Source organism: Streptomyces inhibens (assembly GCF_022221585.1).
GTDB classification, from domain to species: domain Bacteria; phylum Actinomycetota; class Actinomycetes; order Streptomycetales; family Streptomycetaceae; genus Streptomyces; species Streptomyces inhibens.
In genome coordinates this window covers 7,997,110-8,011,781 of the sequence record NZ_CP084681.1, presented here as the reverse complement: position 1 = coordinate 8,011,781, position 14,672 = coordinate 7,997,110, and the positions used below count along the sequence as shown (strand labels likewise).

General features: G+C 73.3%; 16 protein-coding genes. 7 read left to right on the top strand and 9 right to left on the bottom strand.

Features of this window, described 5'->3' with window-relative positions; all coding sequences use genetic code 11:
- Window positions 1-118: 118 nt before the first annotated feature.
- Window positions 119-568, bottom strand: a complete 450-nt coding sequence (locus KI385_RS35940; protein WP_238576218.1) for a GNAT family N-acetyltransferase — start codon at window positions 566-568, stop codon at window positions 119-121.
- Window positions 569-704: 136 nt separating this feature from the next.
- On the opposite strand from KI385_RS35940, the gene KI385_RS35935 reads away from it, so the two are divergent.
- The 4 genes from KI385_RS35935 to KI385_RS35920 all read left to right on the top strand — a co-directional run bounded on the left by KI385_RS35935 (window position 705) and on the right by KI385_RS35920 (window position 3,861).
- Window positions 705-2,183 (top strand): bifunctional phosphatase PAP2/diacylglycerol kinase family protein, encoded by a 1,479-nt coding sequence (locus KI385_RS35935; RefSeq protein WP_238576217.1) that lies wholly within the window; start codon window positions 705-707, stop codon window positions 2,181-2,183.
- A gap of 76 nt (window positions 2,184-2,259) precedes the next feature.
- Complete coding sequence (locus KI385_RS35930; protein ID WP_238576216.1) at window positions 2,260-3,075, top strand: class I SAM-dependent methyltransferase; 816 nt, start codon at window positions 2,260-2,262, stop codon at window positions 3,073-3,075.
- On the top strand, window positions 3,063-3,464 hold the full coding sequence (locus KI385_RS35925) for a hypothetical protein (protein WP_342593491.1): 402 nt from the start codon (window positions 3,063-3,065) through the stop codon (window positions 3,462-3,464). The genes KI385_RS35930 and KI385_RS35925 overlap by 13 nt, the downstream gene beginning before the upstream one ends.
- A 37-nt stretch (window positions 3,465-3,501) precedes the next feature.
- On the top strand, window positions 3,502-3,861 hold the full coding sequence (locus tag KI385_RS35920; protein WP_238576215.1) for a VOC family protein: 360 nt from the start codon (window positions 3,502-3,504) through the stop codon (window positions 3,859-3,861).
- 46 nt (window positions 3,862-3,907) lie between these two features.
- On the opposite strand, the gene KI385_RS35915 is transcribed toward KI385_RS35920, so the two are convergent.
- The gene (locus KI385_RS35915) at window positions 3,908-4,831 is read right to left on the bottom strand and encodes an NADP-dependent oxidoreductase (protein ID WP_238576214.1); all 924 of its coding nucleotides are present in this window, start codon (window positions 4,829-4,831) and stop codon (window positions 3,908-3,910) included.
- Window positions 4,832-4,918: 87 nt separating this feature from the next.
- On the bottom strand, window positions 4,919-5,584 hold the full coding sequence (locus KI385_RS35910) for a TetR/AcrR family transcriptional regulator (RefSeq protein WP_238576213.1): 666 nt from the start codon (window positions 5,582-5,584) through the stop codon (window positions 4,919-4,921).
- Window positions 5,585-5,648: 64 nt separating this feature from the next.
- Between KI385_RS35910 and KI385_RS35905 the strand changes: the two genes are divergently transcribed.
- Window positions 5,649-6,989 (top strand): aldehyde dehydrogenase family protein, encoded by a 1,341-nt coding sequence (locus KI385_RS35905; protein ID WP_238576212.1) that lies wholly within the window; start codon window positions 5,649-5,651, stop codon window positions 6,987-6,989.
- A gap of 63 nt (window positions 6,990-7,052) precedes the next feature.
- On the opposite strand, the gene KI385_RS35900 is transcribed toward KI385_RS35905, so the two are convergent.
- Window positions 7,053-9,125 carry a DUF5107 domain-containing protein gene (locus tag KI385_RS35900; RefSeq protein ID WP_238576211.1) on the bottom strand — a complete coding sequence of 691 codons (2,073 nt, stop codon included), beginning with the start codon at window positions 9,123-9,125 and terminating at the stop codon, window positions 7,053-7,055.
- A gap of 108 nt (window positions 9,126-9,233) precedes the next feature.
- On the bottom strand, window positions 9,234-10,139 hold the full coding sequence (locus KI385_RS35895; protein WP_238576210.1) for an arginase family protein: 906 nt from the start codon (window positions 10,137-10,139) through the stop codon (window positions 9,234-9,236).
- 110 nt (window positions 10,140-10,249) lie between these two features.
- Between KI385_RS35895 and KI385_RS35890 the strand changes: the two genes are divergently transcribed.
- A complete protein-coding gene (locus KI385_RS35890; RefSeq protein ID WP_238576209.1) occupies window positions 10,250-10,594 on the top strand; it encodes a DUF6204 family protein in 345 nt (114 codons plus the stop codon).
- Here the strand turns inward: KI385_RS35890 and KI385_RS35885 are convergent.
- Genes KI385_RS35885 through KI385_RS35870 form a run of 4 tightly spaced genes read right to left on the bottom strand, consistent with a single transcriptional unit; the run spans window position 10,566 to window position 13,992 of the window.
- A complete protein-coding gene (locus KI385_RS35885; RefSeq protein WP_238576208.1) occupies window positions 10,566-10,973 on the bottom strand; it encodes a glyoxalase superfamily protein in 408 nt (135 codons plus the stop codon). The genes KI385_RS35890 and KI385_RS35885 overlap by 29 nt on opposite strands.
- Before the next feature lie 13 nt (window positions 10,974-10,986).
- A complete protein-coding gene (locus tag KI385_RS35880) occupies window positions 10,987-11,538 on the bottom strand; it encodes a GNAT family N-acetyltransferase (protein ID WP_238576207.1) in 552 nt (183 codons plus the stop codon).
- Between the two features lie 52 nt (window positions 11,539-11,590).
- Window positions 11,591-13,072, bottom strand: coding sequence for a CoA transferase (locus KI385_RS35875; RefSeq protein WP_238576206.1), 1,482 nt, complete (start codon window positions 13,070-13,072; stop codon window positions 11,591-11,593).
- A 26-nt stretch (window positions 13,073-13,098) separates the two neighbouring features.
- Window positions 13,099-13,992 (bottom strand): DUF2867 domain-containing protein, encoded by an 894-nt coding sequence (locus KI385_RS35870; protein ID WP_238576205.1) that lies wholly within the window; start codon window positions 13,990-13,992, stop codon window positions 13,099-13,101.
- Window positions 13,993-14,037: 45 nt separating this feature from the next.
- Here KI385_RS35870 and KI385_RS35865 point away from each other — a divergent pair, with 45 nt between their 5' ends.
- Window positions 14,038-14,643 (top strand): TetR/AcrR family transcriptional regulator, encoded by a 606-nt coding sequence (locus KI385_RS35865; RefSeq protein WP_425357015.1) that lies wholly within the window; start codon window positions 14,038-14,040, stop codon window positions 14,641-14,643.
- The last annotated feature ends 29 nt before the right edge of the window (window positions 14,644-14,672 follow it).

Below are 14,672 nucleotides of genomic sequence, written 5' to 3'. Positions count from 1 at the left end.
CACTCCACGACGGCGGGTCGATCGTGGGCCCATCACATGATGGGCGGCCCCGACCACCTTTACAGATCGCGGGGGTGGCGACGGGGGGCGACACGTCTGCGGAGGGTGGGAGCGGCGCTCAATGCGCCGGGCGCGCCGCCTGCGCCTCGTAGCGATGCACCGTCACCACCTCCCCCGCGCCCCACTCCTGCCGCTCGGTGGCGCTACGGGTCCAGCCCAGCCGCTCGTAGAGGGCGATGGCCGCGGTGTCGGTGGTCTTCACCTCCAGTACGGGCCGCAGGCCACGGGCCGCCGCGGTGCTCTCGACGGCGCGCAGCAGGCGGCCGCCGAGGCCCGCGCCACGCGCGGCGGGTGCGACATACAGCCGGCTGACCTCGCGGCCGCACAGCGCCGCATGGCCGACGACCGCGCCGGACCACTCGGCGACCCAGGCGGCGGTCAGCCCGTCGGGGGTCAGCCAGCGGGCCGGGTCGTTCGGCCAGTGGTGCGGATAGCCGCTGTGGGTGTGCACCTCGGCCAGGGCGGCCACGCAGGCGTCGAGGTCGGTGTCGTGCCGTCTCCTGATCATCGGGGCATGGAAGCACAGGGGGCGGGCATCCGGCAGCCGGTTCGACGTCCGGCGGACGTGCGCCCGCGCGACACCGCGCGCCGGCGTGGCGGCCCGTTCCGGCCTGTTCCGGGCCGTCCGGGGTACAAGGTGGCCCATGCGATCGCGACTGACCAGCCTCGACCGACGGATCTTCGACCTGATTGCCTCGCGCGAGTGGCCGGGCGCCCAGCGGGTGCTGCCCCGGCTGACCCGCAGCGCCAACCACGGGCTGCTGTGGTTCGGCATCGCGGCCGGCGCGGCCGCACTGGGCGGGCGGCCCACGCGCCGGGCCGCGCTGCGCGGGGCGGCTTCGCTGGCGGTGGCGTCGGCGACGGTGAACACGCTCGGCAAGCGTTCCGTACGACGTACCCGCCCGCTGCTGGATGTGGTGCCGGCCATACGGCGACTGCACCGTCAGCCGTACACCTCCTCCTTCCCGTCCGGGCATGCGGCCTCGGCGGTGGCGTTCGCGACCGGTGTCGCCTTCGAGAACAAGTGGTGGGGTCTGGCGCTGGCGCCGGTCGCCGCTTCGGTGGCGTTCTCCCGCGTCTATACGGGGGTGCACTATCCGGGTGATGTGCTGGCGGGGGCCGCACTGGGGGCCGGCGCGGCGTTCGCGGTCCGCGGCTTCGCGCCGACCCGCGCCCAGCTGGCGCCACCTGCCCGGCCACGCGCGCAGGCGCCCGCGCTGCCCGGTGGCCGCGGTCTGGTCGTGGTGGCGAACCAGGGCTCGGGGCAGCGCTCGGGGCCCCTTCCGGACCGCGCCGAGGAGGTGCACGGAGTGCTGCCGCGCGCCGAGGTGGTGCTGTGCGGCGGGCCGGACGGGCAGCCGCTGGACAAGGCGCTGGAGGACGCCGCGGAGCGGGCCGGGGAGCTGGGCGGTGCGCTGGGGGTGCTCGGCGGTGACGGCACCGTCAATGCCGCGGCGACGGTCGCGGTGCGCTACGGGCTGCCGCTGGCGGTGCTGCCCGGCGGCTCCCTGAACCACTTCGCGTACGACCTGGGGATCGAGACGTACGCGGCGGCGGCGCGGGCCGTGGAGACCGGTGAGGCCGTTGCGGTGGATCTGGCGCGCTTCCGGGTCGCTCCGCATCGGGAGGGGCGGTACTTCCTCAACACCTTCTCGATCGGGGTGTATCCGGAGCTGGTGCGGATCCGGGAGCGGTGGGCGGGCAGGATCGGCGCCTGGCCCGCCGGGGTGCTGGCGGCGTGGGAGGTGCTGCGTACCGCCGAGCCGTTGACGGTGCGGATCAATGGTGTGCGGCGTGCCGTCTGGCTGCTGTTCGTCGGCAACTGCCAGTACCGCGGGCTGGGGTTCGCGCCGGTGCGCCGGCACGACCTGGCGGACGGGGTGCTGGATGTACGGGTGGTGCACGGCGGGCGGCTGGCCCGTACCCGGCTGCTGGCCGCGGCGCTGACGGGCACCCCGCGCAGCTCCCCGGTTCTGGGCGAGGCGCGGTTGCACCAGCTGCGGATCGGCGGTCTCCCGGACGGCGTCACCCTCGCCTTCGACGGTGAAGTCACCGCCGCCTCGGGCGAGTTGACACTGGAGAAGGAGAACGAGGCGCTGACGGTCTATCGCCTGACCGAATAATGAGACCCCACTCTCATCATGCGAGATTCGCGCGTACGGTGTGCTCACCACGCCGAAGCATGCGAAGGAGTCGACCATGCCGCAGGAGTCCGCCGTCTACACCCACGGCCACCACGAGTCCGTACTGCGCTCGCACACCTGGCGCACCGCCGCCAACTCGGCCGGGTACCTGCTGGATTCGCTGCGGCCGCACATGCAGATCCTGGACATCGGCTGCGGCCCCGGCACCATCACCGCCGATCTGGCCGCGCTGGTGCCGGACGGGCAGGTCACCGGTCTGGAGTACGCACCGGACGTGCTGACGCAGGCGCGCGCCACAGCCGCCGGGCGGGGCCTGGAGAACGTCCGCTTCACGGTCGGCGACGTCCACGCGCTGAACTACCCCGACGACACCTTCTGCGTGGTGCACGCCCATCAGGTGCTCCAACATGTGGGCGACCCCGTCCAGGCGCTGCGTGAGATGCGCCGGGTCACCAAGCCCGGCGGGATCGTCGCCGTCCGCGATGCGGACTACTCGGCCATGACCTGGTACCCGGAGGTCGAGGGGATGGCCGACTGGCAGCGGCTGTATCTGCGGGTGGCCCGCGCCAACGGGGGCGAGCCGGACGCCGGACGCCGGCTGCACGCCTGGGCGCGGCAGGCCGGCTTCACCCCGGACGCGATCACCGCCACCACCGGCACGTGGTGCTACCGGACCGCGCAGGAGCGGTCCTGGTGGAGCGAGCTGTGGGCGGACCGCACTGTCAGCTCCTCGTACGCGCGGATCGCGGTGGACGGCGGGCACGCCACGCGGGACGAACTGCACCGGATCGCAGAGGCCTGGCGGGCCTGGGGCGCCGAGGAGGACGGCTGGTTCGCCGTTCTGCACGGCGAGATCCTGTGCCGGGTCTGACCGACGCACCTTCCGCCCCGCCCTCACGCGGACGGCTCCCGCAGGCGTACGAGAAGGTCAACGGAACCTGGGTCGTCCACGGCATGGGCGACCAGCTCGCCGGCCATAAGTTCCACCACGGCGACCGGCCGGACGCCCGCGGCAACCAGAGCTCGATGGCCCGCTTCACCTTCGCCGGGCCGACCGCGCCCGGTAGGCGCCGGACGGTCCGCAAGGCGGAGTTCATACCCCAACTCACTGATGTAGGCAGCGTGTTCAGGGTCGTGAACCTCAATGCGGCGCTCGCCGAGCAGCCCGGACGCGGCGACTGCGCGAAGGCGCGCGACAGCATCCGGGACATCGCGCTGTCACGGGGCGGGGCGAAGGACGGTCTGATGATGGCGAAGTGATCGCGTACCGGCGGTCCCCCCAACTAGGCTTGCCCGTATGGACATTCTGGGGACCTCATTGCGGGTGTGCGTCGGTGATCTCAATGCCGCGATCGACGTCTACGAACGGCTGACCGGCGCCGAGGCGATCCGCTTCCAGCGCGGCGGGGTGGCGGTCGCGGCCGTCGGGTGCTTCTTTCTGATGAGCGGCCCCGAGGCGGAGTTGTCGGTACTGCGGAAGATCACGGCGACCATCGCCGTCAAGGATGTGGACGATGCGCTGGCCGATCTGACGGCGGTCGGCGCGGACATCATCGCCGGTCCGCTGCCGACGCCGATCGGCCGCAATCTGGTGGCCCGCCACCCGGACGGTTCGGTCTTCGAGTACGTCGACCGGAATCAGGATGGGGAGGCCTGAGCCGCCTCCCCATCGGGCCCGTCGGTGAATGCGGACCGGCCCGCCGTCAGGACACCTCCAGGACGATCTTTCCGCGGGTCCGGCCGGCCATGCTCTCCCGGAACGCCTCGGCGGTCCGGGACAACGGGAAGGTCGCGGCGACCGGCACGGTCAGCTTCCCGGCGTCCGCGAGCTCTCCGAGCGCGGTCAGATCGTCGGTGTCCGGGCGCACCCACACCATGTGGCCACCCTTCTCCTTGACCTCGCCGTCCGCGACGGATACCACCCGGCTGCGGTCCTTGAGCAGCTGCTGCGAGACCTCCACGACGCCACCGCCGACGAAGTCGAGGGCCACATCGATGCCTTCGGGCGCCAGCGCGCGCACCCGGTCGGTGAGACCGTCGCCGTAGGTGACCGGCTCGGCGCCCAGGGACCGCAGGAAGTCATGGTTGCGCTCACTGGCCGTGCCGATGACACGGGCACCCTGGGCCACCAGGATCTGTACGGCGAGCGAGCCGACGCCTCCCGCGGCGGCATGCACCAGCGCCGTCTCGCCCGCCTTCGTGCCGACCCGCTTGATCGCCTGATAGGCCGTCAGCCCCGCGAGCGGCAGCCCGGCGGCCTGCTGCCAGCTCAGACCGGCCGGTTTGCGTGCCAAGGTCCGGACCGGCGCGGCGACCAGCTCGGCGAAGGTGCCGTGCTGCACCTCGTCCTTGCGGACATAGCCCATGACCTCGGCGCCGATCTCGTACTCGGGGGCGTCCGCGCCGACCGCCTCGACCACACCCGCCACGTCCCACCCGGGGATGAGCGGGAAGTGAACCTCCATCATCGGGTCCAGATAGCCCGCGAGGATCTTCCAGTCCACCGGATTGACCCCGGCCGCCTTCACCCGGATCAGGACCGAGTCCGGGCCCACCTTCGGGTCGGGCCGGTCGGAATATTCGAGGACCTCGGGTCCGCCGTAGCTCTTCGTGCTGATTGCCTTCATGGCCCGCCACAACGCGTGCCGATCCGGGATCATTCCAGGGCGCGCGGGCGGTCACCGAAACGGCGCAAGCAGGCGTACGAGGCCGCCTCAGCCGGGCTGCGCCCCCAGTGCGCGCAGCAGGAACGGGAGGAGTTCGCGGGCCATCGCCGCTCCGGACGAGGGGGACGAGGGGCCGGCCGGAGCGGCCCGGTGTGCCGCGTCGGGGGTCAGGAAGAGGCGGCTGACCATCGAGCCGACGACCAGGTCGGCCAGCACATGCGCATCCTCCAGGGGCGGGATGTCGCCGCGGTCCACGGCGCGGCGCACCACGGTGGCGGCCCGGTCGCGGACCGGCTGGATGATCGCGTCGTCCAGGACCCGGGCCAGCGCCTCGTTGTGCGCGGCCTCGCCGATGAGTACGTGCAGCAGCCGGCCGCCGGGGCCCTCCAGCGTCTCGGCCTTGTCGCGGAGCAGCGAGGCGAGATCGCCTTCGAGGCTGCCGGTGTCCGGCTGTGGGCCGAGGTCGCTCGCCCAGCGGACGGCGGTGCCCACGACCAGGTCTTCCTTGGAGCGCCAGCGGCGGTAGAGGGTCGCCGTGGAGACCCCCGCCCGTTTGGCGACGGCCGCGGTGGTCAGTCCGCCGTAGCCGCTCTCCTGGAGGACCTGGACGGTGGCTTCCAGCAGGGCCCGGTCGCGTCCGGCGTCCCGTGGCCGGCCGCGGGCGGGCTGCCGCTCGTCGGGTGCGCTCTGGTTGCTCTCGGTGCGTTCGGCCACACCCGGAGTCTACCGGCCGGCCATTACGAAACGAAATATTTTCGTTTCGTGTAGCCTCGGGGCCATGGCATCTCACACCCCCGTCACCGACACCGACACCGACCTGGACGCCGCCGCCGTCGTCGGCCGGCTCCGCGCCACCTTCGCCACCCGTCGCACCGCCTCCCCCGCCTGGCGGCGCGCCCAGCTCGAAGCCCTGCGTACGCTGCTCACCGACCACAGCGACGAGCTCGTCGCCGCACTCGCCGCCGACCTCGGCAAGGGCCCCGAGGAGGCCTATCGCACCGAGATCGGCTTCACCCTCAACGAGATCGGCCACACCCTGGACCGTCTCGACGACTGGCTGGCGCCGCGGCCCGCGGAGCTTCCCGAGCGGCTGCTCCCGGCGACCGCGCAGGTCGTCCGCGAACCGCTCGGCGTCGTCCTGGTGATCGCCCCGTGGAACTACCCGCTACAGCTGGCGCTCGCCCCGCTCGTCGGCGCGCTGGCCGCGGGCAACTGCGCCGTCGTCAAGCCCAGCGAACTCGCCCCCGCGACCTCGGCCGCCATGGCCCGGCTGCTGCCGCGCCATCTGGACGCCGACGCGGTGGCCGTCGTCGAGGGCGCCGTCCCCGAGACCACCGCCCTGCTGGCGCAGCGCTTCGACCACATCTTCTACACCGGCAACGGCGCCGTCGGCCGGATCGTGATGGCGGCTGCCGCCCGGCATCTGACGCCGGTCACCCTGGAGCTCGGCGGCAAGAGCCCGGTCGTGCTCGACCCGGGCGCGGATCTGGCCGCGGCGGCCCGGCGGATCGTGACCGGCAAGTTCCTCAACGCCGGCCAGACCTGTGTCGCGCCCGACTACGTCCTGGCCATCGGCGACACCGCCCGGGCCATCGAGCCGTACCTCGCCGAGGCGGTACGCGACACCTACGGAGCCGACCCGTCCGGCGCCGGCGAATACGGACGGATCGTCAACGAGCGGCACTTCGACCGGCTGACCGCCCTCCTGGGCAGCGGCCGCACCGTCGTCGGCGGCGCGTACGACCGCGCCACGCGCTATCTGGCGCCCACCGTCCTCGCCGACGTCTCCCCCGACGCACCGGTGATGCAGGAGGAGATCTTCGGCCCGATCCTGCCGATCGTGCCGGTGCCCGACCTGGACGCGGCGATCGCCTTCATCAACGAGCGCGACAAGCCGCTGGCGCTGTACGCCTTCACCGACTCGGCCGGGACCAAGCAGCGGCTGCTCACCGAGACCTCCTCCGGCGCGCTCACCTTCGGGCTGCCGGTCGCCCATCTCACCGCACCCGACCTGCCGTTCGGCGGGGTCGGCGAGAGCGGGATGGGCCGCTACCACGGCGAGTACTCGCTCGACACCTTCAGCCACACCAAGGCGGTGCTGGACAAGCCGCTGGTGTGACGGGGCGTTGTCGCCGGTGCCGTCCGCCGGGGGCGCCGCGGCCGCACCGGCCGGCGGCCGCGGCTACACCGGCCGCATCCGGTACTCGTAGCGTTCCGGCAGCGGATGCCCGGTCCGGGCCCGGCCGCGTACGTCCTCGGTGACCGGCCCGCCGTCCGCGATCAGCCGCTCGGCGATGGCGTACCAGGTGTCGCTGAGCGTCTCGTCGCCCTCCCGCAGATCGGCGATCTCGAAGCCCGCGTCGAAGATCGCGCGGGCCGCGGCCGGCTCTCCCCGGGCGAGCAGGACCTGTGCGGTCAACAACCGGAAGCGGCCGTCGGCCTGTTGGGGCTGCGGCAGCCCGGCCAGCAGCTGCGCGGCCTCCGCGGCCCGGCCGGCCGCGAGCAGCGCGGGCACCGCCTCCCGGGCGAGCGCGGGCAGCACCGCACGCCAGGCGCGCGCCGCCGGGTCGTCCGCCGATGATGCTCCGGCGGCGGAGGTGGCCGCCGCGGCGTATGCCTCCGCGTAACGGTCGGCGGCGCGTGCCGTCTCGCCCGCCACGGACTCGGCGACGGCCAGGCAGTACAGCGGCAGCGCGTCGCCGCCGTGCCCCAGCGCCCGCTCCCAACTGCGGACGGCCTGGGCGCGGTCACCGGCATGCCACTGGGCGAGGCCCAGGTGGTGGTCGGTGGCCGGGCCCGGCTGTGCGGACTCCAGCAGATCGCGCCAGGCCGACGCGACCGGTGCCGCTCCCGGTACGGGACCGGCGGCCGGCAGGTCACCGGTCCCGAGCAGCGTCAGCCATGGCTCCTGCTCCGGGCCGAGGGTGGCCGCGTCGAACGGCGTACCGGGCAGATCCAGGCCCGCGCGGGCGACCTCCAGCGCGCCCCATCCGGAGCCGGTGGCCAGCGACTCCTTCGGTTCCCGGTCGGCGTACGGCAGCCAGGCGGCGTACGCGGCATCGACATCCGCCCGCGGCAGGGCGGCCGCCAGCCGGGCCTCGACCTCGCCGCGGGCCGCGCCCCAATCCGCACCGTGCACCGTCGCGGGGTCGGCGGCCAGCGGCCCGTAGGCCTCCAGCCAGGTGAACTCACCGCCGGCATCGAGCGGTACATGCTCCAGCTGGGTACGGGCCAGCCCGGCCTGGATCTCGGCATAGCCGCCGGTGCCCGGCTCGGTGAGCCACTGCTGCCAGCGCCGCCCGGCCCGCCCCGCGCCCCACAGGAAGAGCTTGCGTCCGCGCAGCGTGTCGGTGGAGGTCTGCACCAGGCCGCGCCCGTCCTCGTCCAGGGACGTGACCCAGCGGCGGGCGCCATCGGGCACGTCGTAGAAGTAGTCGGCGGGGAACTCGCTGCGCAGCGGATAGCTGCGGTCGGCGCCGTCGGAGTCGGGGACCGGCACCCGGCGCAGGGTCCGTTCGTAGCCGAAGTGCCAGGCCCGGTCGGCGGGGGCCAGCACGCGGGTGCCCTCGCCTTCGGGGACCGCGATGTTGGACCACCAGTAGACCGGCACGGTGTGGTGGTGCGGATTGCGGATCCGTACGCCCACGTGGAGGAAGTCGGAGCCCTCGGGCAGCCACAGGTCCACCTGGAAGGGCAGATCGCGCAGTCGCTCCCACTCCCACAGCCGCAGCATCTCTCCTCCCCCACTGCCTTGACGGCGTGGGAGGTACCCCCAGTCCGGGGCCGGGACGCGGGCGGCGTGCAGCGGGGCGCAGGACAGGGCGGTGTGGCCGGTGGCGCCGATGTTCCACTCGATGCCGCCGGAGAACCAGGCGCCGTTGAGGGCGAAGGCCGCGGGCTGCAACACCGGGTTGCGGTAGAGCAGTTCGCGGTCGGTGGGCTTGTGGTACAGGGAGTACACCCGGCCGCCGAGGCCGGGCAGGACGGTGGCGCGCAGCCGGTCGTTCTCGATGACCAGCGCGTCGAGGTCGGTGGCGCGGCGGGCGCGCCCGTATCCGTCGCGCATCCGGGTCGGCAGGATCGAGCGCAGCGGCCGGTAGCCGATCTGCCGCGCCATGTCGGCGGGCAGGCCGGCGTCCCGGGGGATCTCGATGCGGTGCAGGCCCTGGCCGCCGCGAAGGGAGGGGAGGGGGTTGTCCGGGCCGAGGGGGGCGGCGGGAAGGGTCAGGGTGGTGCGTCGCACAGTCGTGGCCACGGCTGCCTCGCAATGCTGGACCGGGCCACCTCGGCTGCGGCGGCCTCCTGTTGACCATGGAACCGCGTCATCGCCGGTCTGAACAGGGCTTCTTGCGGCCAGGTGGGGTCAGGGTTGCGCAAAGACGTCCTCAAGGAGATCGGCGAGCAGCACCGCGCCGGTCCCTTCGGGGTCACGGTCCGGGTCGTAGATGGTGACGTTGATACCGACGCAGCGCGGCGAGGCGGCCAACGGGCCGAGCAGCGCGCGGAGTTCGTCGGTCAGCAGACCGTCCGGGTCGGGGCTGTCGACGGCCGGCATGACGGACGGGTCGAGGACATCCGCGTCGAGATGGATCCAGAAGCCGTCCAGCGGCGGGGTATGGAGGTGGCCGAGCACCTCACGGGCCACCGCGTCCGGGCCGCGCCGCCGGATCTCGCCGACCCGGGTGTGGCTGATGCCGAGCCCGGTCAGCTCCTCCTGGTCCTCGTCCGCGTCGCGGATACCCAGCAGGCTCACATCCTCGTCACGGATGTACGGCCGCAGCCCGTCGATGTCCGTGAGTTCGGCCGGCCCCCGCCCGGTGATCTGGGCCACGCCCTCTCCGGCCACGGCGCCGACCGGACCGGACACCGCCACATTGCCCGGGTGCCGGAAGTCGCCGTGCCCGTCCAGATAGGCCACGCCGTACCGCCCCACCCGCCGCAGTGCGAGCACCGCACCGAGCAGAATGCTGCAGTCCCCGCCCAGCACCACGGGGAAGTCGCCACTGCGGACGTGTCCCTCGACGCGGTGCGCCAACTTGGCGGTGTAGCCGGCGATGGCGGCGGCGTGGAAGTCACCGTCGCCCTCCTGCCACTCCCCCAGGTCGTAGCGCGGCGGCACCACCACTCCGCCTTCCAGCGCGCCGAGCCGCCGCAGCAGCCCCTGTTCGCGCAGGGCACCGGCGAGCTTGTAGCAGCCGGGGACGGCGCCCGGCACGGGCGGTCGCAGTCCGAGGTTGGAGGGGGCATCGATCAGTATCGTCCGGCGCATACGGTGATCGTCACACATACGTACGGGAAAAAGAGTGGGCTCCGGAAGATCCGGCGAAATACCCTGTCACTTCGGCAGATTCGACGAACAGCAGAACGGAATTGCGGACCATGGCAACGCAGCACACCTACCGGGTGATCGTCCGCGGTAAGTGGGACGGTCTGACGGCCGATTCCCGGGCGAAGCTGCTCGCCGAGGTGGACGACCACGGCCTGGCGCAGCTGCAGTTCACCCCGGAGGGCTCACTCGCCTACGACGCCGCGCTGCACTCCTTCTCCTACCGCTATGTCATCGTCTCCGACGCGGCGGACGGCGAGGAGATGGCGGCCGCGCTCGCCGAGGACAAGGCGGAGACCGCACTGAAGGCGGCCGGTCTCGGCTATCGGGAGCTGCGGTCCACGGCCACCGACATGGACACCATGAAGATCAACCGGAAGGGCAGGCAGGGCCGGTAGGGCCGGCGCCGTCCGGGTGCGGCTCGTTGAGGCGCAGCCGGTTGCCGAACGGGTCGGTCAGGGTGAGGCAGGTCCCGATCTCGTCCTGCTCCAGACCGGGCCGCAGATACGGGTAGTCCTTGCCGGCCAGCTCGGCGTGCAGCTCACGCACGCCGCTCAGCTCCGTGTAGACCGTGGAGCCGGGCGTCGCGTCGCCGTGGTGTTCCGACAGATGCAGGACCAGATCGCCGCGTGAGACCTGGGTGTAGAGCGGCATCCCGGGCTCGAAGCGGTGCTCCCAGTCGACGGTGCAGCCGAGGTAATCGACGTAGAACTCATGGGCCTTGGCCACGTCGAAGATCCGGAAGACCGGTACGGTGCGGCGGAAGACGATGTCCATGGCGGCCATCGAATCACGCCGTGCCGTCGGTGACCATCTCGCTGGTGATCGCCCAGCGTTCGTGGTCGCGCCAGGCCCCGTCGATGAAGAGGAAGTCCGGGGAGAACCCCTCCAGCCGGAAGCCGGCCCGCTTGACCAGGGCGATCGACAGCTCGTTGGCCGGCTGGATGTTGACCTCCAGCCGGTGCAGGCCCAGCTCTCCGAAGGCATGGTGCAGTACGAGCCGCAGCCCCTCGCTCATCAGCCCGCGCCCGGCGGCGTGCGCGAAGGCGCCGTAGCCGATCGCGCCGCAGCGGAAGGCCCCGTGCACGATGTTGTTGATCGTGAGGTAGCCCGCGATCCGGCCGCTGGCGAGCTCGCAGATCAAGAACCCTTCGCGCAGCGGCTCCTGCAGCTTCAGCAGATAGGTGTCGTACGCGGCGTCGGTGTCCGGCGGGAAGAGCCAGGGGCGGTGCAGCTGGGCGCTCTGACGCGCCAGCGTGGTGAACTCTTCCCGGTCGGCGGCGGTGAAGGGCCGGATGCCCACGCGTGGACCTCGTGCGAGGTAGCGGTCGTTGATCGTCACCGGCAGATCGTACGGAGCGGGGGCGGCGGTCGGCCAGCCTGTTCCGGCGGGGTCAGCGCCACACCGGCGCGTCCGTTCCGCAGCGGCCGGGCGGGGTCGCCCAGGTGGCCGGCGCGCCGTCGAAGGACACGGGCGGGAGCGCATGGCGGATCCGGCCGATGGGGCTGTCGGTGTCCCGGAGGTGGCGCGCGGGGTCGTACGCGACGGTGTCGGACGACTCCGGCTGCCCGCGGCCGTCCCGCCCGGCGCCGTCGGGCAGCTCGTGCACCAGCCATCGGGCCGTACGGGCCAGGGCGAGCGTGGCGAGGGACGAGCCGCCGGTGCGGGTCTGCCGGGTCAGCGCGCGGAGCACCGCCGCGGCCAGCAGATAGCCGGTGCCGTGGTCCAGTGCCTGGGCCGGCAGGGCGCCGGGCGTGCCGCCGCGTTTCGCTGCGCCGCCGCTCTCTTTCGAGTCCTCGGATGCAGAGTCCGGGTCCGCTTCGAGGGCGGCGATCCCGGTGGCCACCTGCACCAGGCTGTCGAAGCCGCGCCGGCCGCCCCACGGCCCGTCGTCGCCCCAGGCGGAGAGCCGGGCCACGACCAGCCCCGGGCGGCGGGCGACCAGCGCCTCGGGGGTGAGTCCGAAGCGGTCGAGTGCGCCCGGGCGGTAGCCGGTCACCACCACATCGGCGTGGGCCAGCAGCTCTTCGAAGGTCGCGCGGCCGGTGCGCGAGCCGAGGTCCAGGTTGGCGGACCGCTTGCCGAAACCGGTGTCGCTGTGGGCGTCCTGACTCTCCGGCAGCTGGGGGGCGTCGATCCGCAGTACGTCCGCGCCGAGCAGGGCGAGCGTGCGGGTGGCGACCGGTCCGGCGATCACCCGGGTCAGGTCGAGCACCCGCAGCCCGGCGGCCGGCAGCGTCGGGTCGCCGGCGAGCGGGGGCAGCGGGCGGGGCGGGGCGCCGTCGCCGAGGGGGTCGAGGGTCAGCAGCGGATGCGCGGCCACCGCCTTGCCCTGTGGGTGGGCGGCCCAGTCCTCGGGGGTGCGGGCGGCGACGGCCAGCCCGCCGTACTCGTGGACCGTCTCCTGGATCTCCTCGGCCCGGCGGCCGGCCAGCTCGGCGGCGGCCTCGGGCACCCCGGCCGTCCGGGGAAGGCCGAGGGCATGGAGCAACCGGGCGCGGTGGTGCGGGTAGTTGGCGTGGGTGCGTACCCAGCCGTCGGTGGTGCGCCAGAAGCGGGAGAGCGGCGCGAAGCTCGACGGGGCGCGGCCGTCGATGCGCAGATGGCGTTCGCTGACGAAGGCGGTGGCGACCGCACCGTCGTCGACCCGTACGGCGGGTACCGGCCCGCCCTCGCGCTGCGCGGCCAGTTCCGCCGCGGCGAGCGCGCAGACCGCGACGGCGGCGCGGGCCAGCGGCAGCACCGGAAGCCTGGCCGGCAGCAGCCCGGGCGACCCGCCGTACACGATCCGCTCCGTCAGGGCCGGGTCGCCGCCGAGCGCCGCCCAGGCCAGATCCGTACCGCTGTTACGCCAGCCGCCATGTAGTTGCCCCATACAGGCAGTGTGGCACGCGCCCCGTGTCAGACACGGTGCGCCTCCCGCTCCGCCGCGCTCGGTACGGCGAGCGCCAGCCGGCGGTGGATGCGGCGCAGCATCATGCGGGCCATGAAGGGGTGGACCAGGCGTACGACGGCGAAGTAGAGCCGGCCGGCGGTGTTGTGGAGGCGGGCGACGGTGCCGAGCGTGACCCGGCCGTCCGCGACGAGGATCGAGGCGCGGAAGTCCAGATGCCGGGCGTCCTTGCCGAGCAGGATCTCTCCGTCCGCGCGCCCGACGACCGGGAAGGACGCGCCGCGCAGCACGCCCTCCCAGGCCTCCGGCTCCTGCGGCATGCCGGGCAGCAGCTCCATCTGCCAGGCGTCCTGGAAGTCGGTGCGGGGGAAGGCTCCGTGCGCCAGCCGGGCCGCGGCGGGGAGGTCGACGGCCCGGGGCCGGTCCCAGAGCAGACGGTTGAGCAGGCGGACGCGAGGGCTCCGGCGGACCGGGGTCAGGGCCCGCCCGGTGGCGGCGCGCTCGATGTTGTCGAAGAGCTCCTCGACGACCGCGCCGTGCACGGGGCGGATCGCCAGTGACCACAACAGGCGCCGTGCGAACGGCAGTTGGCTCTCCAGTACGTGCTCCACCCGGCAGCTGTCCGGGCCCAGGGGCCGCACGGTGACCTCGTGCCAGCCGCCCCCTTCGTCGGTGAAGTCGAAGCGGATCCGGCGGCCCGGCTCGTACGCGCCGACGCGGTAGCGGACGAAGCCGTGCCCGCCGTCGGCGCCGACGCCCAGCGGGCGGTCGAAGCGCATGGGGGGCCAGGCGGGCGCCGGGAAGAGCGGATCGCTCGCGCTGCCGAGCCGGTCGAGCAGGGCCCCGACGGTCTCGGCCGGGGCCGGAACGGTGCGGGCATGGACGTCTCGGACGGTACGCACAGGGCACCTCCATACGGTGGCGTATGTTTGACCATACGGTACCGTATGGATATGGCACTACAGCGAGCGAGGGGCCCCCGCGGCAGCGGTGCACGGCAACGACTGACCGCCCAGGACTGGGCCGATGCCGCCCTGGCCGCCATCGGCGAGGGCGGGCTCGCGGCGGTGGCCGTCGAGCCGCTGGCCGCCAGGCTGGGCACCACCAAGGGCAGCTTCTACTGGCACTTCGCCAACCGGGACGCGCTGATCGAGGCCGCGCTGGCGCGCTGGGAGGAGCTCGGCACGGAGGCCGTGATCACCGAGATGGAGACCGAGCCCGACCCCGGGAAGCGGCTGCGCCGCCTGCTCCTGCGGTCCACGAGCCAGGCCGCCGAGGACCCCCTGGAGGTCTCCCTGCTGGCGACCGCCGGGCAGCCGCGGGTGGCCGCCGCACTCGCCCGGGTGACCGACCGGCGGATCGGCTATGTCGCCCGGCTCTTCACGGAGCTGGGCTTCGCCGAGGACGAGGCGCGGCGCCGCGGTCTGCTCGCGTACACCGCCTACCTCGGGCACACCCAGCTGGGGCACGCCGTCCCGCAGAGCCTGCCGGCCGGTGCGGCCCGCGACCACTATCTGAACGGGGTGATCGACACGCTGGTGCGCCCGGGATGAGAGCCCCAGGAGAGAGAATCGGACCGAAA

What these genes read in the sequence shown, in the direction of transcription:
- KI385_RS35885 (WP_238576208.1), bottom strand. Translation starts at nt 10,973, where the DNA reads ATGGACATCGTCTTCCGCCGCACCGTACCGGTCTTCCGGATCTTCGAC.
- KI385_RS35895 (WP_238576210.1), bottom strand. Translation starts at nt 10,139, where the DNA reads ATGCGCCGGACGATACTGATCGATGCCCCCTCCAACCTCGGACTGCGA.
- KI385_RS35935 (WP_238576217.1), top strand. Translation starts at nt 705, where the DNA reads ATGCGATCGCGACTGACCAGCCTCGACCGACGGATCTTCGACCTGATT.
- KI385_RS35905 (WP_238576212.1), top strand. Translation starts at nt 5,649, where the DNA reads ATGGCATCTCACACCCCCGTCACCGACACCGACACCGACCTGGACGCC.
- KI385_RS35930 (WP_238576216.1), top strand. Translation starts at nt 2,260, where the DNA reads ATGCCGCAGGAGTCCGCCGTCTACACCCACGGCCACCACGAGTCCGTA.
- KI385_RS35890 (WP_238576209.1), top strand. Translation starts at nt 10,250, where the DNA reads ATGGCAACGCAGCACACCTACCGGGTGATCGTCCGCGGTAAGTGGGAC.
- KI385_RS35940 (WP_238576218.1), bottom strand. Translation starts at nt 568, where the DNA reads ATGATCAGGAGACGGCACGACACCGACCTCGACGCCTGCGTGGCCGCC.
- KI385_RS35920 (WP_238576215.1), top strand. Translation starts at nt 3,502, where the DNA reads ATGGACATTCTGGGGACCTCATTGCGGGTGTGCGTCGGTGATCTCAAT.
- KI385_RS35865 (WP_425357015.1), top strand. Translation starts at nt 14,038, where the DNA reads ATGGATATGGCACTACAGCGAGCGAGGGGCCCCCGCGGCAGCGGTGCA.
- KI385_RS35915 (WP_238576214.1), bottom strand. Translation starts at nt 4,831, where the DNA reads ATGAAGGCAATCAGCACGAAGAGCTACGGCGGACCCGAGGTCCTCGAA.
- KI385_RS35875 (WP_238576206.1), bottom strand. Translation starts at nt 13,072, where the DNA reads ATGGGGCAACTACATGGCGGCTGGCGTAACAGCGGTACGGATCTGGCC.